The 22147-nt window shown below is 32.9% G+C and carries 23 protein-coding genes; 13 read left to right on the forward strand and 10 right to left on the reverse strand.

Going from position 1 to position 22147, the window contains the following annotated elements; genetic code table 11:
- Positions 1-64: 64 nt before the first annotated feature.
- The 5 genes from ACQ654_RS14765 to ACQ654_RS14785 form a co-directional block, all read right to left on the reverse strand.
- Complete coding sequence (locus ACQ654_RS14765; protein ID WP_430411110.1) at positions 65-1432, reverse strand: OmpA family protein; 1368 nt, start codon at positions 1430-1432, stop codon at positions 65-67.
- Between the two features lie 121 nt (positions 1433-1553).
- Positions 1554-2747 (reverse strand): glycine C-acetyltransferase, encoded by a 1194-nt coding sequence (kbl, locus tag ACQ654_RS14770; RefSeq protein ID WP_430411111.1) that lies wholly within the window; start codon positions 2745-2747, stop codon positions 1554-1556.
- 126 nt (positions 2748-2873) lie between these two features.
- Complete coding sequence (locus tag ACQ654_RS14775) at positions 2874-6020, reverse strand: UvrD-helicase domain-containing protein (protein WP_430411112.1); 3147 nt, start codon at positions 6018-6020, stop codon at positions 2874-2876.
- Positions 6021-6129: 109 nt separating this feature from the next.
- Positions 6130-6426: a hypothetical protein gene (locus tag ACQ654_RS14780; protein WP_430411113.1), complete on the reverse strand. Its 297-nt coding sequence runs from the start codon at positions 6424-6426 to the stop codon at positions 6130-6132.
- 229 nt (positions 6427-6655) lie between these two features.
- A complete protein-coding gene (locus tag ACQ654_RS14785; protein ID WP_430411114.1) occupies positions 6656-6895 on the reverse strand; it encodes a hypothetical protein in 240 nt (79 codons plus the stop codon).
- A gap of 326 nt (positions 6896-7221) precedes the next feature.
- Between ACQ654_RS14785 and ACQ654_RS14790 the strand changes: the two genes are divergently transcribed.
- A complete protein-coding gene (locus ACQ654_RS14790; RefSeq protein ID WP_430411115.1) occupies positions 7222-7830 on the forward strand; it encodes a superoxide dismutase in 609 nt (202 codons plus the stop codon).
- Between the two features lie 576 nt (positions 7831-8406).
- Here the strand turns inward: ACQ654_RS14790 and ACQ654_RS14795 are convergent.
- The 5 genes from ACQ654_RS14795 to ACQ654_RS14815 form a co-directional block, all read right to left on the reverse strand.
- Positions 8407-10305: an amidophosphoribosyltransferase gene (locus tag ACQ654_RS14795; protein ID WP_430413029.1), complete on the reverse strand. Its 1899-nt coding sequence runs from the start codon at positions 10303-10305 to the stop codon at positions 8407-8409.
- A 69-nt stretch (positions 10306-10374) separates the two neighbouring features.
- On the reverse strand, positions 10375-11301 hold the full coding sequence (locus ACQ654_RS14800; RefSeq protein WP_430411116.1) for a PfkB family carbohydrate kinase: 927 nt from the start codon (positions 11299-11301) through the stop codon (positions 10375-10377).
- A gap of 112 nt (positions 11302-11413) precedes the next feature.
- On the reverse strand, positions 11414-12004 hold the full coding sequence (locus ACQ654_RS14805; RefSeq protein ID WP_430411117.1) for an START domain-containing protein: 591 nt from the start codon (positions 12002-12004) through the stop codon (positions 11414-11416).
- 57 nt (positions 12005-12061) lie between these two features.
- Positions 12062-12538: a ribonuclease HI gene (gene rnhA / locus ACQ654_RS14810; protein WP_430411118.1), complete on the reverse strand. Its 477-nt coding sequence runs from the start codon at positions 12536-12538 to the stop codon at positions 12062-12064.
- Positions 12538-13119 carry a phosphoribosylglycinamide formyltransferase gene (locus ACQ654_RS14815; protein ID WP_430411119.1) on the reverse strand — a complete coding sequence of 194 codons (582 nt, stop codon included), beginning with the start codon at positions 13117-13119 and terminating at the stop codon, positions 12538-12540. The genes rnhA and ACQ654_RS14815 overlap by 1 nt, the downstream gene beginning before the upstream one ends.
- Positions 13120-13307: 188 nt before the next feature.
- On the opposite strand from ACQ654_RS14815, the gene ACQ654_RS14820 reads away from it, so the two are divergent.
- From ACQ654_RS14820 to gwsS, 12 genes are all read left to right on the forward strand, one after another.
- Complete coding sequence (locus ACQ654_RS14820; protein WP_114901751.1) at positions 13308-13544, forward strand: acyl carrier protein; 237 nt, start codon at positions 13308-13310, stop codon at positions 13542-13544.
- Between the two features lie 105 nt (positions 13545-13649).
- A complete protein-coding gene (fabF, locus tag ACQ654_RS14825) occupies positions 13650-14900 on the forward strand; it encodes a beta-ketoacyl-ACP synthase II (protein ID WP_430411120.1) in 1251 nt (416 codons plus the stop codon).
- Positions 14901-14910: 10 nt separating this feature from the next.
- Positions 14911-15645, forward strand: a complete 735-nt coding sequence (gene rnc / locus ACQ654_RS14830; RefSeq protein ID WP_430411121.1) for a ribonuclease III — start codon at positions 14911-14913, stop codon at positions 15643-15645.
- A gap of 184 nt (positions 15646-15829) precedes the next feature.
- Positions 15830-16315 (forward strand): IPExxxVDY family protein, encoded by a 486-nt coding sequence (locus ACQ654_RS14835; protein ID WP_430411122.1) that lies wholly within the window; start codon positions 15830-15832, stop codon positions 16313-16315.
- Entirely contained in the window at positions 16315-17745 is a 1431-nt protein-coding gene (gene pyk, locus ACQ654_RS14840) for a pyruvate kinase (protein ID WP_430411123.1), read from the forward strand. The genes ACQ654_RS14835 and pyk overlap by 1 nt, the downstream gene beginning before the upstream one ends.
- A gap of 93 nt (positions 17746-17838) precedes the next feature.
- Positions 17839-18462: a hypothetical protein gene (locus ACQ654_RS14845; protein ID WP_430411124.1), complete on the forward strand. Its 624-nt coding sequence runs from the start codon at positions 17839-17841 to the stop codon at positions 18460-18462.
- A gap of 202 nt (positions 18463-18664) precedes the next feature.
- A complete protein-coding gene (locus ACQ654_RS14850; RefSeq protein WP_430411125.1) occupies positions 18665-18880 on the forward strand; it encodes a hypothetical protein in 216 nt (71 codons plus the stop codon).
- A 220-nt stretch (positions 18881-19100) separates the two neighbouring features.
- The gene (locus ACQ654_RS14855) at positions 19101-19340 is read left to right on the forward strand and encodes a hypothetical protein (protein WP_430411126.1); all 240 of its coding nucleotides are present in this window, start codon (positions 19101-19103) and stop codon (positions 19338-19340) included.
- Between the two features lie 32 nt (positions 19341-19372).
- Positions 19373-19582 (forward strand): hypothetical protein, encoded by a 210-nt coding sequence (locus ACQ654_RS14860; protein WP_430411127.1) that lies wholly within the window; start codon positions 19373-19375, stop codon positions 19580-19582.
- Positions 19583-19588: 6 nt separating this feature from the next.
- Entirely contained in the window at positions 19589-20518 is a 930-nt protein-coding gene (locus ACQ654_RS14865) for a hypothetical protein (RefSeq protein ID WP_430411128.1), read from the forward strand.
- Complete coding sequence (locus ACQ654_RS14870) at positions 20508-20675, forward strand: hypothetical protein (RefSeq protein ID WP_430411129.1); 168 nt, start codon at positions 20508-20510, stop codon at positions 20673-20675. Before ACQ654_RS14865 ends, ACQ654_RS14870 begins: the two co-directional genes overlap by 11 nt.
- A 2-nt stretch (positions 20676-20677) precedes the next feature.
- On the forward strand, positions 20678-21769 hold the full coding sequence (gwsS, locus tag ACQ654_RS14875) for a grasp-with-spasm system SPASM domain peptide maturase (RefSeq protein ID WP_430411130.1): 1092 nt from the start codon (positions 20678-20680) through the stop codon (positions 21767-21769).
- Positions 21770-22147 lie beyond the last annotated feature (378 nt).

Consider the following 22147-nt stretch of genomic DNA (forward strand, 5'->3'; position numbering starts at 1 on the left):
ATAAAAAAACGCCTCGATATATCGAGGCGTTTTCTATGAAGTTATTTTTTTGAACTTAAATTAATTATCTAACTAATTTAATTTCTACTCTTCTGTTTTGTGCTCTACCTTTTCTTGTTCTGTTAGAAGCGATAGGCTTATCTTCTCCGTATCCTGTAGCTGTAAACTTGTTACCTACTTTACTTCTTAGGTAAGTTACAACTGCATTAGCTCTAGCTTCAGATAATTTTTGGTTTAAAGCGTCAGAACCAACACTATCAGTATGACCACCGATTGTAAATTCTTCTTTCGGGAAACCTTTGATTAAATTAGCAATTCTATCTAAGATAGCATACGTTTCAGCTTTGAAAGAATCTTTTCCTGAGTTGAAGTATACAGTTCTAGCTAAGTTGTCTAATTCTGTAATTTCAGTAACAGTCATTCTAGCTATTGGAGGACATCCTTGGTTTTCAGCAACACCTGCTACGTCTGGACATCTATCATCTTTGTCTAATACTCCGTCACCGTCTCTATCAGTCCATGGGCATCCTTTGTTTGCAGATGGGCCAGCTTCTGTTGGGCAGTTATCTTTAGCATCAGTGATTCCGTCACCGTCAGTATCAGGGCATCCGTTCATTGCAGCAGAACCTGCAACAGTTGGACAATCATCCTTTGCATCAGCGATTCCGTCACCGTCAGTATCAGGACATCCGTTTAATGCAGCTAAACCTGCAGTATCAGGACAGTCATCTTTACTGTCTTCGATTCCGTCACCGTCAGTATCAGGACATCCGTTGAATTCTGGTAAACCTTTAACATCTGGACAAGCGTCGTCTTTGTCAAAAATTCCATCTTCATCAGTATCTTTTCCACCAAACTTGATAGCAACTCCAACTGAATGTTGGAAATGTGGATTTAAGTAATCTTCGAAAGCGTGCTTATACGTAGATTGTACGTTTAAAGCTAAATTATCGGTAAACCAGTAGTTAAAACCAATTCCACCATTTAATGTTCCAGCTCCGATATCATCAATCCAAGTGTAACCACCACCAACTTCTAAATACGGGTCAAAATTCCCCATGTTGTAAAGTTCATTAAGGTTATACTTAATCGTTCCATCGAATCCGTAGTATGTTAAATCATCTCTCGACTGATCTCCATAATTTTCGATCTTGTTAACTGACCCTCTAACTCCTACTGAGAATCCGTCACCTACATATTTAGAAACGCTAATTGTTGATAATGTAGGTAAAATGTTGTAATGATTTACATTGAAGTATTCATCAAACCATTTCCCTGTAAGCCCTGCAGCTTCCATATCGTTTGTAGGAAAGAAATCTACAGCATTAATACCGACATTGATCTGCCAAGGGTTATTACTGTCTTGCGCTTTTACGTTGCTGAATCCTACTACAAGCAACAAAGCAACTAAAAATCTGCTAAGATGTTTCATGTTTTAATTATTTAATTTTAAGTGTTAATTAAAGGACAAATGTAAGTTGTTAATACTTATTAACAAAGACAAATATATTAATTTTTTTAAAATCGTTAACATTTAAATCGATTTTAAATATTTAAATTACTTTTAACTCTTTCCCAATTTCTGTAAAAGCGGCAATTGCTTTGTCCAAATGTGCTTTGGTATGCGCGGCTGATAATTGCACTCTAATTCTTGCTTTTCCTCTTGGAACTACTGGGAAAAAGAACCCTATTACATAGATTCCTTTTTCTAATAATTTGTCCGCCATTATTTGCGAAAGCTTTGCATCATATAACATTACTGGTACAATTGCAGAATCTCCATCAACAATATCAAATCCAGCATCTTTGATTCCTTTTTTGAAATATTCAGTGTTAGCGGCTAGTTTGTCTCGTAAGGTTGTATCACTGTCTAACATTTCAAATACCTTGATAGAAGCACCAACTATTGCAGGCGCTAATGAGTTAGAAAATAAATATGGTCTTGAGCGTTGACGTAATATTTCAATGATTTCTTTTTTACCAGTTGTATATCCGCCCATAGCGCCACCCATAGCTTTTCCAAGCGTTCCTGTAATGATATCAATTTTCCCCATTACATTTTTTTCTTCAAGCGTTCCACGACCCGTTTCACCAATAAAACCTGTTGCATGACATTCATCAATCATTATCATAGCGTCATATTTTTCCGCTAAGATAGCAATTTCATCTAATGGCGCCACCAATCCGTCCATAGAGAAAACTCCGTCCGTAACAACAATTTTGAAACGTGCTCCATCAGCATTTGCTTGTTGCAACTGCTTTTCCAAATCGGCCATGTCATTATTTTGATAACGATAACGCGCCGCTTTACACAAACGAACACCATCAATTATAGAAGCATGGTTTAACGAATCTGAGATTATTGCATCTTCTTTTGTTAGTAATGGCTCAAAAACACCACCATTGGCGTCAAAAGCTGCGGCATATAGTATGGTATCTTCTGTTCCGTAATAATCCGCTATTTTTTGTTCTAGTTTTTTGTGAATATCCTGTGTTCCGCAAATAAAACGAACTGACGACATTCCAAAACCATGCGTGTCCATTGTATCTTTTGCCGCCTGAATTACATCTGGATGTGATGATAACCCTAAGTAATTGTTTGCACAAAAATTGATAACAGATTCGCCTGTATTTATAGTAATTTCAGCACCTTGCGCTGAAGTAATGATGCGTTCTTTTTTGTAAAGTCCGGCATCTTTAATTTCTTGAAGTTCTTTTTCTAAGTGTTGTTGTATACTTCCGTACATGGTTGTTTAATTTTTGACAAAAATAGTTACGATTTTTGAGTTATACCATTAATCTTTTGAATTTACTGCAATAAAACACCTTTTTCATCTTTACTTTTTAGCATAAATTCAAAAAAACATTCAGTATTATATATATTTCACAACGATTTCCTCGTTGATATATAGCAAAATTTTATGTGTAACATTGAAATCCATTTCTACCAACGTATCCGCATATTCATATACTTGTTCTGTATAAAACGGATTGTGCATTCCTGTTTTGTAATCAATTATAGTTGTTTCGTTGTTTGGATTGACTATAATTCTATCTGGACGCAATATTTTACCCGATTTTGAAATGATGTCTTTTTCATTGTAAATAGTAGCATCTTGATTAAAATAGTGTGATATTTCAGGATGATGCACTACTTGATGAATACTTTCCGATAGTTTTTCGCGCTGTTGCGCATCAATAATTCCTTTAGAAATATATTCGTCTAACACAAATTCAATGTCTGACGGATATTTTATTTGTGCCAACACATCATGAATTAAGTTTCCTTTTTCAATGGCTTGTTCTTGCGTTGTATCCCACAATAAACCTTGTTTTGTGAGTAAATGCAAGTTGTGATCTTCCTTTGCTGTGCTTATAAATTGTTTTTGTAATATGGTATTTATTTCCTCAGATGTGTTCGCTTTCGCTAGATTTTCCTCAGACGCACCAAATGTATAGGTTGTTAATTCATCATTCCAATGTTGATTTTCTTTTAAGTAATTGATAAATATGCCCGAAAACGTCTGTAAACGCTCATTTCCGTTGCGATCTACTTCTTTTTTCGTAATGATGTGCAATTGTTGCACGGCGCGCGTAAATGCTACGTATAAAATGTTGAAGTTGTCTAATTCCAATTGCGATTGACGGTTTTGATACAATTGCTCACCCAAATCTCCATATTCTTGAATGGTACTGTTAAAATTGAGATACGCTTCTTCAAAACCATTAAAATCATCTTTTGCAATAGGAAACCAGAGTTTTGGTTCAATTTCTTTGTAAATATCTGTGTTGGCAAACGGAAACAATACCACAGGAAATTCCAAACCTTTTGATTTGTGAATGGTCATAATCTGAACCGCATTTTCCGAACCTGAAGCTACAATGCTTAAATGATTTTTTTTCTTTTCCCAATGTTCTAAAAAACCAGCAAAACCAAGTTGTTTCTTTTGTGTGTATTCCAATACAAAATCTAAGAAAAATTGTAAATATGCATCTGATTTGTTTGTTAAATTAAACGCTCTGATACAATATTCTGCGGCTTCGTATAATGATAATTGCAAGAAATACGTAAAGTCAAAATTGAATTGTTTTAAACTTGAAAATAGAATTTCTGCGTCAAGCGCGACATGTTTTTTTAGGAACTCATGCGTATTTTCAATTTCGAGTTTTTCTGTTGCCAGGTAATTTAATAGATGCAGTTTTACTTCATTGTTTTTAGGTTGAATTGCCAAGCGAAGTATATCAATGATAAATTGAACTTCTCGCGAACGTTTTATGAGTAAAGTTTCCGATGAAATGATTGGTATTTGATGCGTTGATAAAATATCTGCAATGGCAATTCCTTCCGATTTTCTTCGCGTGAGCACACAAATATCTCTGTATGCAAATCCTTTTGTTTGTAGATCACGGATTTTTTCAATGATTTTTTCAGGAATAATCTCAAATTCTTCTTCGACTGTTTTGGCCTCTATAAAATTGAACGATATAAAACCACCTTTTTTATCGTTTGTCAATTGTGTACTTCCATTTTTGTAGATAGCCGCAAATTCCTCTTGATGAAAGAATTTTGCAATGTGTTGAAAGAAACTATTGTTAAAGTTGATGATTTCGTCGTAACTACGATAGTTTCTAGGCAAATTTTGCGGATCTTTTTCTACAAAAAACGGATTTACTTCTTTGTTCAATCCTATAAATTGTTCCGCTTTTCCACCACGCCAACGATAGATAGATTGTTTTGCATCACCAACAATGGTTAACGAACCACTTTTGTTGTCAGACGTTTCCGTTTGTAATTTGTTAGAAATTAACGGAATCAAGTTTTCCCATTGCATAATGGACGTATCTTGAAATTCGTCAATGAAGTAATGTTTGTATTTTTCACCCAACCGCTCATAAATAAATGGCGCAGGTTCATCTTTTATTGTTTCACTGATTAAGGTATTGAATTCAGAAATTAGCAATAAATTCTGTTCTTCTTTTATGATTTCCAATTCGTTTTGAATCGCGTTAAGTACAGAAAGTGGTGTTGCATTTTTATAGAAATTTTTCAGAAAACTCAATTCATAAATGTTTGCTTTACAACTGTGATACACTTCAGTAAGTTGTGGCAATAACGCATCAATTGTTGCGGCTTTTGTAGCATCTAATGCTTTTTTATAAATACTTCCATTTTCTAAATCTTCGGCAAGTTTGTTTCCGTACAATCGTTTTTCATCAAAATCCTTAGCTGCAATTTTCTGAAAATGATTTGGTAACGTTTTGCGTAAAAAGTCATTAAACTCCAATCCTGCACTTTGAATCAATTCCAACACAGCATTTCCAGCGTTGGATAATTCTTCAGAAGTTGCTTTTATTTTGGTTTTGAGTAGTTTTTTGAGTTCGCTAAAATCTTCGAGCGTTTTATGTTTTAGCCTGTAAAGGTGTGGTTTTTCGTTTTCATTCAGCAACAGCTTTGCAATTTTATTTAAATCGAATGCAATGTCCCAACTTTTATCATCATCCGCTTTTTCCAATGCATAAGCTATTAAAACCTCAGAAATCAGTTTGTCTTCACCAGCTTTTGAAATTAACTGATCAACGGCTTCATTTAGTAAAGAATCTGTGTCGAGTTCAACTTCAAAATTTAACGGAAGTTTCAAGTCGTATGCAAATGTTCGGATGACACTGTGCGTAAATTTATCAATCGTTGCAACTTCAAAAAAGGCATAATTGTGCAAAATACTTTTCAGTACTTCTTTTGCTTTTTGTTGTAGTTGAGCAGGATGCAATTTTAAATCGTTCACCAATTCCACAAACATTGGCGCATTCACGCTTTCTGCATCAAAGGCAAATGCATTTAAGTTTTCAATAATACGTGCTTTCATTTCGGCAACAGCCTTATTGGTAAACGTAACAGCCAAAATTTGTTTGTACGTATCTTTTTGTACAGAAGAAAGTAAGATGCGCAAATAATCTTTGACAAGTGTATATGTTTTTCCTGATCCGGCGGAAGCATTGTAAATGATGAATGGTGTAGACACAGAAAGAAGTTTAGTGATGCTTACAAATATAGTTTAAAAACAAAGTGGCTACAAAACAAAAATCCAGCTTCATGACAAAGCTGGATTTTTTTACAATTTCATTGTATGCTTAGCACACATATCCTGGGCAAGAAATTCCACCAGAAGGATCAGTTCCTCCAGTTCCTCCTGTGCCTCCAGTTCCGCAATTGTTTACTGTACAATTATTGAACGAAACGTTATTACATGTTCTGAATTGTGTACAGTTTTCTGTAAGTCCACAACCTGCATAGCAAGTTTCTAATAATGATAAGTCAATTGGCTCGCAGAAAAATCTAGATCCACCACCAACAACTAGGTCTTTTCCTAAGTTAGAAACTTGTGTTTTCTTCAATTGTAATTTTTTGATAAAATTCTTTTTTTTCATGATTTAAAAAGTTTTGATTAAACATTATATATAATAGAGTATCAGGTGATTAAATTGTTACCCTATGATAAAGAAACGGAAAGGTTTTTGAAAGGATATAATGTAATTTGTAGTATTTTTATAATTCAATGTATAGGTTTAATAAAACAAATAACACTATAAAACAAAAACCCAGCTTCATGACAAAGCTGGATTTTTTATTAATTATGTTCCACTAATATTTCCTTAATTAATCTATATGGCAAATAAAAGTACATACGTTCGAGCATCTATCACTACACGTTCTTGTTATGCATTCGTCAGTAAGACACGTGGCAATTGTAATTTCATTACAAGTTCTGAATTCTGTACATCTTGCTGTTAGTATGGGTTGTGTATCATTTAATCCTCCAATAATTTTATTTGTGGAAAGATTAGAGATTTGTGCTTTTTTTAATTGTAATTTTTTGTTTAGATTCTTTTTTTTCATGGTTTAAAAAGTTTTGTTTAATATATGTGTAATAATATCAAGTGGTTAAATTGACACTCAGTTATAAAGAAACAAAAACTATTTAATAAAACACGAGGTTTTTGTAGTATTTTTATTTTCTCAAACGTAAGGTTATCAAAATATAATAGACCAGTAATAGCTTTTCATTGAAGATTTTACAATCAGAAAATATGGATGATCTGTTTTTAGCATAGATTAATTTTATATGAATATTATCAGAATCTGTTTTAATCGTTTCATTATGTGGCAATAGATGGTTATTTTTGGGGAAATAAAACAATGTTTAATCAATAAATACAGATATAATGGCTTTTGAATTACCAAAATTATCATACGCATACGATGCTTTAGAACCAAATATTGACGCAAGAACAATGGAAATCCACCATTCAAAGCATCACAATGGATATACTACAAAATTAAATACAGCAATTGAAGGAACAGATTTAGAAGGAAAATCAATTGAAGATATTCTTACAAATCTTGACATGAGCAATGCTGGAGTTCGTAATAACGGAGGCGGATTTTACAATCACAGTCTTTTTTGGGAAGTAATGAATCCAGAAGATAGAGGTTATCTTTCAGGAGAATTAAAAGATGCTATTGAAGCGGCTTTTGGTTCAAAAGATGCTTTTATGGAAGCATTCAGTAAGGCAGCAGCAACACAGTTTGGTTCAGGTTGGGCTTGGTTATGTGTTCATAAAGGTGGAAAAGTAGAAGTATGTTCTACGCCAAATCAAGACAATCCATTAATGCCAGGCGTTGGTTGTGGAGGAACACCAATTTTAGGATTGGATGTTTGGGAACACGCATACTACTTAAACTATCAAAACAGACGTCCTGATTATATTAATGCATTTTTTAATGTAATTAACTGGAATGAAGTTGAAAAGCGTTACGCGGCTAGCAAATAAGAAGAATTTATTTCTTTTATACGATACAACACGAAAGGCGAACAGGAATGTTCGTCTTTTTTAGTTTTATAATTTTATGAAAAAAAATTATGAAACTATCCCGTTGCAGAACAGAATCTTACGAAAGAGTCAAGATTTTTAGAATTAGGAATCAGGAAGTTTTTCCGATGTCATTTTTGCAGAGGTAGAAATTTAGAGTGTTTCAAACTGAATCAAGTTCAGTTTCCCTCAAGAGTGAGAACTAATTTAAACTTCACAATTTAAACTTTTTAATGAATAAGATAGCTTCTAACTGCGTAGCGGTCTAACAGCAAAGCGATTTATTTAAAAAACTATTGCGCATAAAAAAAGGTGGAATAAACCACCTTTTTTTGCCCCAAATCTTACCATGAACTTAACCTACTTATGCTATGGCATTGCTAATGTAAGTAGAGTCGTTAAATCTTACCTAATAAATCAGACCAAATACCTCTTTTTTAGACCAAGTGTGTATTTTAACTTTTATTTATGATTTAATAATCAGTAAGATAAAATTTCTTACACAAAAACCATCTTTTTTTATTGGGTTTAAAAAGCTTAATATGCACGCTCTTTATTTCCTTCATAAAAATTAATAAAAGCACGATTTACAACACGATTTCCTCCATCCGTTGGATAGTTTCCTGTAAAGTACCAATCACCTAAATTATTTGGGCATGCTTTATTGAGATTGGCAACATTTTGGAAAATCACGTTTACTTCTGCATTTACAACATCTGTTTTGATCAGTTCACTTATTTTTTCTGAAATTTCTTCATCTGTAAAAGGATCATAAATCTCTTTCACAAAGTTTTTCACATCAATATCTTTTAAATTTTCTTGTGCTTTACACTTTTTATAAACTTCTTCGACCAAGTCATACTTGTTTTGGTCTTTTAAAAGTGATAAGGTAGCTCTAAAGGCAATCAAATCTTCCATTCGAGCCATATCAATACCGTAACAATCCGGATAGCGTATTTGTGGCGCAGAAGACACGACAACAATTTTCTTTGGATGCAAACGATCCATCATTTTAATGATACTTTTCTTAAGTGTTGTTCCGCGCACAATACTATCATCAATAATAACTAAGTTATCTTCAGGTTGTATCACACCATACGTTACATCGTATACGTGTGCAACCAAATCATCACGACTGCTATCTTCGGTAATAAATGTTCGAAGTTTTACATCTTTAATCGCAATTTTTTCAACTCTTGGTCGTTCCGAAAGAATTTCACGTACTTTTTCTGCAGATAACGAACGTTGTCCATTTAAGATTTCGTTGGTTTTTCGCTCGTTTAAATATTCTTCTACAGCTTCTGTAAGGCCAAAAAAGGACGTCTCGGCTGTGTTTGGAATAAACGAGAATACAGTATTTCTTATATCGTCATCAATTGCTTTTAACACATTTGGCAACAATAATTTTCCTAACATTTTTCGCTCTTTATAAATTTCTGCGTCGCTTCCGCGCGAAAAATAAATACGTTCAAAAGAGCAAGCTTTGCGTTCTAAAGGTGCTAAAATTTCTTTGGTTTGAACCGTTCCATCTTTTTTGATAATTAATGCATTTCCAGGATCAATTTCTTTAACATCATCAAATTCCACATTAAAAACGGTTTGAATCACAGGACGTTCCGAAGTTACTACAACAATTTCATCATCTTGATAGTAATATGCTGGACGAATTCCTGCTGGATCTCTTAATACAAACGAATCTCCATGACCTAACAATCCTGCCATTGCATAACCACCATCCCAATTTTTAGCAGATTTTCTTAAAATTTTCGCAATATTTAATCGTGCCGCAATTTGTGGAGAAGCTTCTTGTTTGTTGTAACCTTCTTCTTTTAGTTTTTTGTATAATTTTGCAACAGCATCATCTAAAAAGTGACCAATTTTTTCCATAATAGTAATGGTATCGGCTTTTTCTTTTGGGTGTTGCCCAATTTTGATTAGGTTGTCAAAAAGCTCATTTACGTTGGTCATGTTGAAGTTTCCGGCAACAATCAAATTACGATGCATCCAATTGTTTTGTCTTAAAAACGGATGTACACTTTCAATACTATTTTTACCAAAAGTACCATAGCGTACATGTCCTAAAAACAATTCGCCAACATATGGCAATTCTGCTTTTTGACGTGCAACATCATCATTTAATTCAGGTTTTTCCTCTAAAATATCGTTGATGCGTTCGTTTACTTGTGCAAAAATATCTTGAATTGGTTGTTGTTGGTTAGAGCGTACTCTACTAATGTAGCGTTCTCCTGGGTTCATATCGAGCTTTATTGTTGCCAATCCAGCACCATCTTGCCCTCTATTGTGTTGTTTTTCCATTAGTAAATACATTTTATTAATTCCATAAAATGCTGTACCATATTTTTCTTTATAGTACTCTAATGGCTTTAACAGCCTTAAAAGTGCAATACCGCACTCGTGTTTCAAAGCGTCACTCATTGTTGTAGTTTGTTGTGTTGTTGTTTCGTATTGTAACAAAAAAAAGCGCTCAGTTATGAGCGCGTTTTTTTAGTTTACTTCTATTTCAAACTGAGTCAGTTGTTTAAACTGCTTCAGGCGTTCTGTGATTTCTTTTTTGGTGAGCGATTCCATTCGTTGTGTTCCAAATTTTTCTACGCAAAAGGAAGCTAAGTTTGAACCATATATAATGGCGTTCTTCATACTTTCAAACGAAATATCTTCGTGTTTAGCAATGTAGCCCGAAAAACCTCCTGCAAATGTATCTCCAGCTCCAGTAGGATCAAAAACTTCTTCTAGTGGTAATGCTGGAGCAAAGAAGATGTCTCCATCATTAAAAATTAAAGCACCGTGCTCTCCTTTTTTAATCACTACATATTTAGGACCCATTTCATGAATCTTCTGTGCAGCTTTTACCAAAGAGTATTCGCCAGATAATTGACGCGCTTCTTCATCATTAATTGTAATAACGTCTACTTTTTTGATAACGGCTAATAAGTCGTCCCATGCGCAATCCATCCAAAAGTTCATTGTATCCAATACAATTAATTTTGGTTTCGTTGTCATTTGATTAATTACGCTCATTTGAACACCAGGATGTAAGTTTCCTAACATTACAATTTCGGCATCTTTATAATTTTCTGGAACAACTGGATTGAAATCTGCCAATACATTTAACTCTGTAGCCAACGTATCTCTTGAATTCATATCATTGTGATATTTTCCACTCCAAAAGAATGTTTTTCCTCCTTTTACAATTTCTATTCCTGAAATATCAATATTTCTAGCGGCTAACATGTCTAAGTATTCTTGTGGAAAATCTTCTCCAACAACAGAAACAATAGCTGCATCTACATCAAAATTTGCAGCAGATAGTCCAATATAAGTAGCCGCGCCACCTAAGATTTTATCTGTTTTTCCAAATGGTGTTTCAATAGCATCAAAAGCAACCGTTCCAACAATTAATAATTTGCTCATTTCTCTAATTAAAATTTTTGCAAACTTACATAAAATTTTCCCAAGAAAATAGTGTAAAGAAGCAGATATGAGTTTTCGAGTTTTTTTTAGTCTAACACATTGAAATAGAATGCTATTGTAGACGCTCGCGTAAGGCAACAAAGTTGTTGTAAGGTGCTTTTGCTATGGTACTATTTATAAACCAACTAGGTAAGTTTCCGCTAGGGTCGCCATGCATTTGGTGTGTAATTTTTACCATCGTATCTTTTTGTTCAAGCAACCAATAGCCTTCAAAAGTGGTAATGCGTAAATAATCTTCTTGAATTTCATACTGATCAGAAGCTGCTATAATATCAATACGCAGCACATCTTTAGAAATTCTATGTAGTGAAAGCGAAATTACAACATCTCTGTTGCGTAAAGGCCAAGGAAGATCGAGTGCCATCCAAATAAGATATTCACTTTCCGAAGTTTTTTTAAGAAGTTTGCTGTCAATAGCTTTGTAATTCCATACATGTAGTTGATCGCCGTCAGTAATAATACTTTTTACTTTATCTAAAGAGGTTTCGACAACCATTTCAACTTTATATGCTTTTATCTTGCTAGAATCTATAGATTTTGTGTAAATCTGTATATCATCTTTATCTTTTTTTAGCGACCATTCTTTTTGGGCAAAAAGTGGTGTAAAAAATAAGAAGCTAAAAATAGCAATGTAGATTTTCATGTTTGATTTTGAGGGAATTATAATGCAAAAATACAAATATGGTACCAAAAAAGCTATTTATAATAATTTATTGCGTTCATTTTCAAAAAACGAATCAATTTTCAACTTTTCTTTTTTGGAAGCATCTACAGCCAAAAAGTCGCAACGTTCGTTTTGCATATGGTTGTTGTGTCCTTTAATCCATTGGAAACTTACAATATGTCTTCGGTATATTTTAAGGAAACGAATCCATAAATCTGTATTTTTCTTTCCAGAAAATCCTTTTTTCTCCCAACCAAAAACCCATTTTTTCTCCACAGAATCTACAACATATTTAGAATCGGTAAATACTTTTGCGTCGGTATGCATGTATTTTAGTTTTTCTAAGGCTACAATAACGGCTAGCAATTCCATTCGATTGTTGGTTGTCATTCTATAACCTTCAGAAAATTCTTTTCGGTATGGTTTTCCAACCCATTCCATTACAATTCCGTAGCCGCCAGGTCCTGGGTTTCCTCTAGAAGAACCGTCTGTATATATATGTACGTCTGCCATTATTCAGCATTTAAATTTGAAGTTAACACCTTTTCAATGATAGCTGGAAAGTGTTTATATTCTAGCTGATGCACCTTTTTCGCAACGGTTTCTGGTGTGTCAATTTCGTTTAAATTGGTCTTCGCTTGAAAAATAATAGCACCTTCATCATAATTTTCATTGACAAAATGTATGGTAATGCCACTTTCTTTTTCTTTATTTGCAACGACAGCATCATGTACATGTGATCCGTACATTCCTTTTCCTCCATATTTTGGTAGTAAGGCTGGATGGATATTAACGACTCTATTGGGGAATGCAGCAAGGATATGTTCAGGAAATTTCCATAGAAACCCAGCAAGGACAATTAAATCAATATGTGCACTTTGCAATAGATTTAGCACATCATTACTGTGATATAGCGCAGTTCTGTTAAAGCTAAAAGCGCTGATTTTCAGTTTTTTAGCTCGGTCTAAAACTTTGGCATGCTGATTGTTAGTCAGAACTTGAACAACGGAAGCGTTATTTCGTTCTTGAAAATATTGAATAATATTTTCTGCATTAGTTCCGGAACCCGAAGCAAAAATTGCAATACGCTTCATAAAAAGAATGGAATTTTAGTGACTGTTGTTTCGACAAAAAAAAGAATAATTATTAACAAAATGAAGGTAAAAGCAAATTACTTATTCTAAAATTTTAGTAAATTAGATCACATTTTTCAAACAAAATGTTGTTTTAAATTAAAGTTTTTTATTTTTGCCAACAATTAAATTTTAAAAACTATAAGATTATGTCAGACATTGCATCAAGAGTAAAAGCGATTATCGTAGACAAATTAGGTGTAGATGAGAACGAAGTAGTTCCAGAAGGAAGCTTTACTAACGACTTAGGAGCAGATTCACTAGACACAGTAGAATTGATTATGGAATTCGAAAAAGAATTTGATATTCAAATTCCGGATGATCAAGCAGAAAACATTGCTACTGTTGGTCAAGCTATCTCTTACATTGAAGAAGCAAAAAAGTAAGGAAAGAATAAAATTTCATATTTAAAAGACATTAGAATGCATATTTTGCATTCTAATGTTTTGTTAAAGAGATTTCTTCTTAATTTTTAAACTAACTTATTAAAGATGGAATTAAAGCGAGTTGTAGTTACAGGTTTGGGAGCATTGACTCCAATCGGAAATACTATAGATGAATATTGGAATGCGCTTCTTGCAGGTAAAAGCGGAGCCGCTCCAGTTACACATTTTGATGCCGAAAAATTTAAAACAAAATTCGCTTGTGAGGTAAAGAACTTTACGGTTACAGATTTCATTGATAGAAAGAGTGCCAGAAAAATGGACAAGTTTTCGCAATATGCAATGGTAGCTTCTGATGAAGCAATTGCAGATTCAAAACTTGATCTAGATCGTATTAATAAGCTTAGAGTAGGAGTTATTTGGGGAGCCGGAATTGGAGGTTTAGAAACATTCCAAGAAGAAGTTATCAATTTTGCTAACGGTGACGGAACTCCAAAATTTAATCCTTTCTTTATTCCAAAAATGATTGCAGATATTGCGCCTGGTAATATTTCCATTAAATATGGATTTATGGGACCAAACTATACAACTGTATCTGCTTGTGCATCATCAGCAAACGCTATGATTGATGCTCTAAACAATATTCGATTAGGACATTGTGATGTTATTGTAACTGGTGGAAGTGAAGCTGCTGTTACTATTGCTGGAATGGGCGGATTTAACGCCATGCATGCCATGTCAACTCGCAATGACGATCCGCAAAGTGCCTCAAGACCATTTGACGCAACCAGAGATGGTTTTGTACTTGGAGAAGGTGCTGGCGCTATTGTTCTTGAAGAATACGAACATGCAAAAGCAAGAGGCGCAAAAATATATGCAGAAGTTGTTGGAGGAGGATTATCTTCAGATGCTTATCACATGACAGCGCCACATCCGGAAGGAATAGGTGTTGTAGCCGTTATGAAAAACTGTCTTGAAAATGCAGGAATGCAACCAGAAGACGTACATCATATCAATACACACGGAACATCAACTCCTTTAGGAGATGTAGCAGAGCTGAAAGCGATTACTGAAGTTTTTGGAACGCATGCTAAAAACATAAACATAAACTCTACGAAGTCTATGACAGGACATTTGTTGGGAGCGGCTGGAGCCATTGAAGCAATAGCATCCATACTTTCCATAGAACACGGAATTGTACCGCCAACAATAAATCATTCTACAGTAGATGAAAATATAGATCCGAGTTTGAACCTAACACTAAACGAACCTCAAAAACGAGATGTACAAGTTGCCATGAGTAACACATTTGGCTTTGGAGGACACAATGCTTGTGTATTGTTTAAAAAATTAGACTAAATCAAACTCAATGAACTTCGTTCGAAAAATATTAAATTCCCGATCTAATAAAGACGGGAATTTTTTTGTTGAACTCGAAGATATTATAGGATTTAAAACCCGCAGAAAGAAATTTTATAAGAAAGCCTTTACACATCGTTCGATGAATCAGAAAGATGCGAAAGGAAATTCGGTAAATTACGAACGACTTGAGTTTTTAGGTGATGCTATGTTGAGTAGTGTTATTTCTGCATATCTATTTACAGAAGTTCCATCTGGAAACGAAGGATACTTAACCAAAATGCGTTCAAAAATTGTAAGTCGCGAACATTTAAATGAACTTGGACGCGATTTAAAATTAATAGAACTCGTACTATCACGTATTCCAAAAGATAATTTTGGCGAAAATATTCACGGAAACTTATTTGAAGCGTTAGTTGGTGCCATATTTTTAGACAAAGGGTACAAATATTGCGAACGATTTATTCATTACCGTGTTATTTCTCCATATGTAGATATTGAACGTTTGGAAGGAAAAGTAATCAGCTACAAAAGTTTACTTATTGAATGGTGTCAGAAAGAGAAGAAAAACTTCAAATTTGACGTATATGAAGATACTGGAAATGACGAATTAAAACACTTTGCTGTAAAGCTTTTTATAGACAATAGAGTTGCAGGAAAAGCACGCGCAACTTCTAAAAAGAAAGCAGAAGAAAAAGCTTCAAAACGTGCTTATTTTGCTTTTCAAAAGCAAATTTCTACCTAAATTCTACTAAAAAAGCAATCCCGTTTTCATAAATTTTACAATAATTTATGCCTATTTCTAAGATTTCAAAAAAAGAATGCACTAGCTATAACGTTTTCGTTGTGAAATCTTTATAAACATTACCTAAAATTAACTTCTATCTTATCATTAAATTATATATTTACATTTGTTAATTGTAAGATTTATGGCAATTCATAAACTCTTTGAGGATGATTTTGAAGAAGATAAATACACGCTGATAGCAATTCATTGCTCAACAGAAGATTATCGATTGGCGTATCTTTTAAATACAAACTTAAATCTGAAATTAGCACGAAAATCGGAAGATTTAGATTATAATTACATGGAAGCTTCTTTCTCAATTTACGAATGGAACGATGAAGAAAATTGCATCAAATGGAGTTTGGTTGCAAATACAAGTAAAAAAGAAGTAGAACGTGTAGCAAGTGCAGGATCATTATTTTCAGATCAACAAGGAAAACAACTGGTTTCTAAATATTTGATTTCTGAACGAAAACAAGTAGATTATTTCATTAAAATTGAAAGTGATAACTACTTAAAATCTTCCAAACTTACAGTGTCAAAAGTAAATGCTATTGCAGAAGTAATTACTGCATATACGATAAACCCCAATCAACTAAAATCTAAAAACAATTTAATTTTTGAGTAATGCCAAAAAGAAAAAAGACGAAAATAGTAGCTACGTTAGGACCTGCAACAAGTTCGAAGGAAATCCTTAAAAAAATGATTGAGCAAGGAGTAGATGTATTTCGCATCAACTTTTCGCATGCCAATTATGACGACGTACAAGAGCGTATTAAAATGATTCGCGAATTAAGTGAAGAATACGGATACAATACATCAATATTAGCCGATTTACAAGGTCCAAAACTGAGAGTTGGAGTCATGTCGGAAGATGTCATTGTAGAGCCAGGAGACGAAATTACATTCTGTACAGGAAAAGAATTCAAAGGAACCTCTAAAAAGGTGTACATGAATTACGCAAACTTTCCTAGAGATGTAAAAGCAGGAGAACGTATTTTGTTAGATGACGGAAAACTCATGTTTGAAGTTGTGGATACCGATGGAAAACAAGAAGTAAAAACAAAAGTAATTCAAGGTGGACCTTTAAAATCTAAAAAAGGAGTCAATCTTCCAAATACAAATATTTCATTGCCTGCATTGACAGAAAAAGATATTAATGATGCCATTTTTGCTATCGGACAAGAAGTAGATTGGTTGGCTTTATCGTTTGTTCGTCACAGTCAAGATTTAATGGATTTACAAGCAATTATCAATGAGCATTCAGAACATAAAATTCCAATTATTGCAAAAATTGAAAAACCTGAAGCCGTTGAAAATATAGACAAAATTGTTGCCTATTGTGATGGTTTAATGGTTGCGCGTGGTGATTTAGGTGTTGAAGTTCCTGCACAAGAAGTACCTTTAATTCAAAAACAATTGGTATTACGTGCCAAAAAAGCTAGAATTCCTGTAATTATTGCTACCCAAATGATGGAAACAATGATTACAAGTTTAACGCCAACAAGAGCTGAAGTAAATGATGTTGCAAATTCTGTAATGGATGGAGCTGATGCCGTAATGCTATCAGGAGAAACTTCGGTTGGTAAATATCCAGTACAAGTAATTGAGCAAATGACGAAAATCATTAAAAGTGTTGAAGACTCGCCACTAATTAATGTGCCACATTCGCCACCACACATTCGTACCAAACGTTACATTACAAAATCGATATGTTACCACGCTTCACACATGGCAAACGAAATCAAAGCAAAAGCTATCTGTACACTCACCAATAGTGGATATACAGCATTTCAAATTTCGGCTTGGCGACCAGATTCGCACATTTTAGTATTTACATCAAACTATAGAATCCTTTCACAATTAAACCTACTTTGGGGCGTAAAAGCATTCTTCTATGACAAATTTGTAAGTACTGATGATACTGTTGAAGATGTCAACCGAATTGCAAAAGCGAAAGGATTTGTAAAGAAAAATGACATGTTAATCAACTTAGCAGCCATGCCAATTACCGACAAAGGAATGGTAAACACGTTGCGTGTTTCGTTGATAGAATAATCTTGAAACTTTCAGAAAAATAGATACTATATGCTTCAATACACAACACGTATTGAAGCATATTTTTTATAAAGAATACTTAAAAAAACAATCATGATCTTTCAAGAATTATTACAAAATATTGAAAAACAGACACAACAGTTTGACACAATTTCAGGAGATAGAAAGTTACAACTAGAACAACTATCTGGATACATTCAACAAAAATATGCAGACGGAGAAACGCCAAAACTCATTGTTATCTGTACACATAACTCTAGGAGAAGTCACTTAGGACAATTATGGCTTGCCGCTGCTGCAGATTACTATCAATTGCCGAAACTAGAAACATTTTCAGGCGGAACCGAAGCAACAGCTTTTCATCCAAATGCAATTGCTGCCGTACGGCGAATTGGCTTCAAAGCAAACATTGCGGAGCAGGCTAAAAATCCTGTATATCATATTCAATGGCATTCAGGACAAGAAGCCTATCAAGCATTTTCAAAACGATTTGAAGACAATCCAAACCCTACAGAAGCATTTGCAGCCATCATGGTATGTTCGGAAGCAGATGAAGGCTGTCCTTTTGTTCCAGGAACAGATTTTAGAATTGCGTTGCCTTTTGACGATCCAAAAGCATTTGATGGAACATCACAAGAAGCCGCAAAATATGACGAACGTTGCAAACAAATCGGAACTGAAATGTTGTATGTATTATCAAAGGTTTCTAAAGTCTAACTTTCTAATTCTGCATTTGAAAGTAATTAATGAATTTATGAAACAATATCCAGTTTTATAAAGAGCTTCAAAGAAATTAAATTACGCTGGATTTATAAGTTTTAAGAACCCTCAATTCGATAATTACGGCTTACAATGTTTTTAAAATATTTTTTTTTGCAATTGTTTTGTCTTGCAATTATTAATTTATAAAAACATTATTATGAGAAAAAACAATTTCAAACTAAACTTAAAGAAGCAAGTTGTTTCCAAATTGAACGAAAGAAAAATCATAGGAGGTCGTCAAGATATTTCAGAAATTGAAACATGCCTATGGTCTGACTTGATTTGCATTAAAACAGATAAATGTTTTTCAGCTGACAATAACTGTCCTTCAGCTGATTATCAATGTCCTTGGTCTGGACCAAATTCGCAATAGCATCTGAAACTTTAGAAAAAGACTAATTTATTGTGAGCATTGAAAATATACGCTCAATATTCATGTGCTTATCTTTTTTGATAAGATAGAGATGCTTTGGATTGTTTTTCTCGTAAGATCAATTTTGTGAATTTATGAAAGAACGTCCACAACGATTTTAGGCGGAATCCGAAAAGCCTTTAAAATAGAGTAGGTACTATTAATTAAATAATTTAATATTATGAAATTAGAAAGTTTAGAATTAAACAAATTTAAAAATGATGCACTTAAAAAAGGAGTGATGTCTAAATTAAATGGAGGGAAAGCACAAGTTGGAACCGTAACTCCTGGCGGATGTAGAGCTGATGCAGGTGACCCTAGAGGTCATTATACTTATGGTTATGATTCTAATAGAGGTGGTGGAGTAATTACCTACCATAATAGAACATATATGGACGGACCTTCATGTCCATCAATCTAATACAAGTAGAAGTTTAGCAATAAAAACTGGTTATGGTATTCTACCATACCGGTTTTTTAATTAAAAAACAATTAATGCTAATTGATTTTAGCTTTAATAATAAACATGGGTTTCTTGTAGATGAAGGCAAATTTGTAGCTTTAGGATATAGCAAAGCTAATGAAAAAGAGGATTTAAAGTTTTTTGAAGAACGTTTTAATTTTGTGAAAAAAGTAACTGACGATTGGATTGAGGATGATTAAAAAAATATGATTTTAATATATAGTAAAGATATAGACGATTTTGTAAATCAGGTAATAGACTGTTTACATACAAATTTTATAAGAATAGGAGGCGAAAATGATGCCCTTGTAATTGAAGATTTTAGTATAAACAAATCACAAAACGAACTTAATGTTAGCAATACCTATTTTAAAGCAACAGACTTTGATACTGTAACGTCTATTTGGTTTAACGGTGGTTTTGCTAACACTGTTGGTAGTAGTTATGAAAATAGTTGTTTATCTATGGTTATAGATTCTTTTGTAAACTACAAAACTGGGCTTAAAATAGGACGGTTAAGAAGTGATTTTGAAGTTAATAAACTAGATGTGCCACTAGAAGCAAAAAAACAAGGTTTTAAAGTTCCTGAAACACTAATAACAGGAAACAAAAACACATTATTAACATTTTATAACAAGCATATTACTAAAAATGGCATTATTAGTAAAAGAATAACAGACCAATATATTTATGAAACAGATGACTTTTGGTACGATTTTAACTTAACGTTTTCAATTGACTCAGAAATTTTAGATAAAATACCTAATCAATTCGCAATCTCTTTATTTCAAGAGAAAATAGTAGCAGATTTTGAGATTAGAGTTGTATATATTAAAGGTTTTTTTTATGCCATGAGTATACACACGTTTGACAACGAAATTGATTATAGAACAAAATTTGGCTCTTTGAAAAACATACGAACAACATCTTTCAAACTGCCAACAGACATAGAGAATAAACTAGAAAAAGTATTTGAAAAATTCAATTTAAACTATGGTTCAGCAGACTTAATGTATAAAAATGGTGATTTCTATTTTTTAGAAATAAACCCTACAGGACAAGTTAGTTTTTTTAATAATGCTTGTAATTATTACATAGAAAACAAATTAGCAAACCTATTACAAAATGAAGCATAAAGACCCAGTAAATATATATAATGGTTTAAAATTTAAGCATGAAAGTTCTAAGCCTAAAGAACAATCCATTCCATCACATTTAGTAGCAATGAAAGCTTATAAAAACTCATCAAACCTTTCGAAGCCATTTGTTAAACCTATTACAAAAATTTTCTAAAATTGAACAAAAAAAACTTCATTCTTTTTTCAAATATAATACCTGTAAAAGGTGCAAGCAGAAGCACTTTGTGTGACCTTCAAAACAATAAATATTTCTTTATACCAAATGGATTATGTGATATTTTAGAAAACTATAATGGTAAGTCTATTGACTTTATTAAGCAAGAGTTTAAGAATAAATATAATGGTATTATAGATGAGTATTTTAACTTTCTTACTTTAAATAATTTTATTTTCTTTGATGAAAATCCTGAATTTTTTCCTAGAATGAATTTAAAATGGGATTCTCCATCTCAAATCACTAATATGGTTATAGATTATGACACAATAAACCATGATTTTGAGTCTATAATTTTACAGTTAGAAAAACTTAAATGTTCCTATTTACAAATACGTTTTTTTAAAGAAACGACCATAGAAAATGTTTCACGAATGGCTCAGTTTATAAAGGAGCAAAAATCAAGAATAGCGTCTGTAAATTTTATAATGCCTTCAAGCGTAAAGTTTACTAAATTAGAATTAGAAGATCTTTTAAAACAAAACCCAAGAATACATTCAATTATTATATATAATGCTTTAGAGAATAAAAATTTCGATCCAATTAGAAGAGAAATGGGGTATTTAATTTACGTCACTAAAAATATATTAAATGAAAAACACTGTGGTATTATAAACGAGGATTATTTTTATTCTAATATTAAACTTTTTACCGAATCTCAACAATTTAATACTTGTCTTAATCGAAAAATTTCAGTTGATAAACAGGGTAGTATTAAAAATTGTCCATCAATGCCTCAAAGCTATGGTAATATTAAGAATACTAAGTTAGAAGAAGCACTTAATCATCCCAATTTTAAGAAGTTTTGGAACATTAAAAAAGATGATATAAAGGTATGTCAAGATTGTGAGTTTAGACATATTTGTACAGATTGTCGCGCTTATGTTGAAAACCCAAAAGACAACTATTCTAAACCTTTAAAATGTGGTTATAGTCCTTATACTAATGAATGGGAAGAATGGAGTGAAAACCCATTAAAGCAAAAAGCGATCGAGTATTATGGAATGCAAGAATTAGTAAAAAAGAATGATTAAATTTCCCCCTTTTTATAAACAAAAAAATCATAAATCTAAAGAACCTTTTACATGATTTGAACTTAAAATTATGTATTATTATTAACTTAAAAATTATTTAAATTATGAGTAAAAACAATTTTAAACTAAACTTAAACAAGCAAGTTGTTTCCAAATTGAACGAAAAGAAAATCGTAGGAGGTCAAAATCATCTAGGTCTACCTATTTCAGAAGATCCTACATGTCCTTACTCTGATTGGATTTGCTTTAAGTCAGATCTTTCAGGGCAATGTGGATGGTCTTATCATACGAATTCTAATGATTCACCTCGTTAAGATTTAAGAATTTAATCAAAATTACCTTATAGTAGTGGAAAATAATGCTGCTATTTTAGAAAAC

Source organism: Kordia sp. (genome assembly GCF_965283645.1).
Lineage (GTDB): Bacteria > Bacteroidota > Bacteroidia > Flavobacteriales > Flavobacteriaceae > Kordia.

What these genes read in the sequence shown, in the direction of transcription:
- ACQ654_RS14765 (WP_430411110.1), bottom strand. Translation starts at nt 1,432, where the DNA reads ATGAAACATCTTAGCAGATTTTTAGTTGCTTTGTTGCTTGTAGTAGGA.
- kbl (WP_430411111.1), bottom strand. Translation starts at nt 2,747, where the DNA reads ATGTACGGAAGTATACAACAACACTTAGAAAAAGAACTTCAAGAAATT.
- ACQ654_RS14780 (WP_430411113.1), bottom strand. Translation starts at nt 6,426, where the DNA reads ATGAAAAAAAAGAATTTTATCAAAAAATTACAATTGAAGAAAACACAA.
- ACQ654_RS14785 (WP_430411114.1), bottom strand. Translation starts at nt 6,895, where the DNA reads ATGAAAAAAAAGAATCTAAACAAAAAATTACAATTAAAAAAAGCACAA.
- ACQ654_RS14790 (WP_430411115.1), top strand. Translation starts at nt 7,222, where the DNA reads ATGGCTTTTGAATTACCAAAATTATCATACGCATACGATGCTTTAGAA.
- ACQ654_RS14795 (WP_430413029.1), bottom strand. Translation starts at nt 10,305, where the DNA reads ATGAGTGACGCTTTGAAACACGAGTGCGGTATTGCACTTTTAAGGCTG.
- ACQ654_RS14800 (WP_430411116.1), bottom strand. Translation starts at nt 11,301, where the DNA reads ATGAGCAAATTATTAATTGTTGGAACGGTTGCTTTTGATGCTATTGAA.
- ACQ654_RS14805 (WP_430411117.1), bottom strand. Translation starts at nt 12,004, where the DNA reads ATGAAAATCTACATTGCTATTTTTAGCTTCTTATTTTTTACACCACTT.
- rnhA (WP_430411118.1), bottom strand. Translation starts at nt 12,538, where the DNA reads ATGGCAGACGTACATATATATACAGACGGTTCTTCTAGAGGAAACCCA.
- ACQ654_RS14815 (WP_430411119.1), bottom strand. Translation starts at nt 13,119, where the DNA reads ATGAAGCGTATTGCAATTTTTGCTTCGGGTTCCGGAACTAATGCAGAA.
- ACQ654_RS14820 (WP_114901751.1), top strand. Translation starts at nt 13,308, where the DNA reads ATGTCAGACATTGCATCAAGAGTAAAAGCGATTATCGTAGACAAATTA.
- fabF (WP_430411120.1), top strand. Translation starts at nt 13,650, where the DNA reads ATGGAATTAAAGCGAGTTGTAGTTACAGGTTTGGGAGCATTGACTCCA.
- rnc (WP_430411121.1), top strand. Translation starts at nt 14,911, where the DNA reads ATGAACTTCGTTCGAAAAATATTAAATTCCCGATCTAATAAAGACGGG.
- ACQ654_RS14835 (WP_430411122.1), top strand. Translation starts at nt 15,830, where the DNA reads ATGGCAATTCATAAACTCTTTGAGGATGATTTTGAAGAAGATAAATAC.
- pyk (WP_430411123.1), top strand. Translation starts at nt 16,315, where the DNA reads ATGCCAAAAAGAAAAAAGACGAAAATAGTAGCTACGTTAGGACCTGCA.
- ACQ654_RS14845 (WP_430411124.1), top strand. Translation starts at nt 17,839, where the DNA reads ATGATCTTTCAAGAATTATTACAAAATATTGAAAAACAGACACAACAG.
- ACQ654_RS14850 (WP_430411125.1), top strand. Translation starts at nt 18,665, where the DNA reads ATGAGAAAAAACAATTTCAAACTAAACTTAAAGAAGCAAGTTGTTTCC.
- ACQ654_RS14855 (WP_430411126.1), top strand. Translation starts at nt 19,101, where the DNA reads ATGAAATTAGAAAGTTTAGAATTAAACAAATTTAAAAATGATGCACTT.
- ACQ654_RS14860 (WP_430411127.1), top strand. Translation starts at nt 19,373, where the DNA reads ATGGTATTCTACCATACCGGTTTTTTAATTAAAAAACAATTAATGCTA.
- ACQ654_RS14865 (WP_430411128.1), top strand. Translation starts at nt 19,589, where the DNA reads ATGATTTTAATATATAGTAAAGATATAGACGATTTTGTAAATCAGGTA.
- ACQ654_RS14870 (WP_430411129.1), top strand. Translation starts at nt 20,508, where the DNA reads ATGAAGCATAAAGACCCAGTAAATATATATAATGGTTTAAAATTTAAG.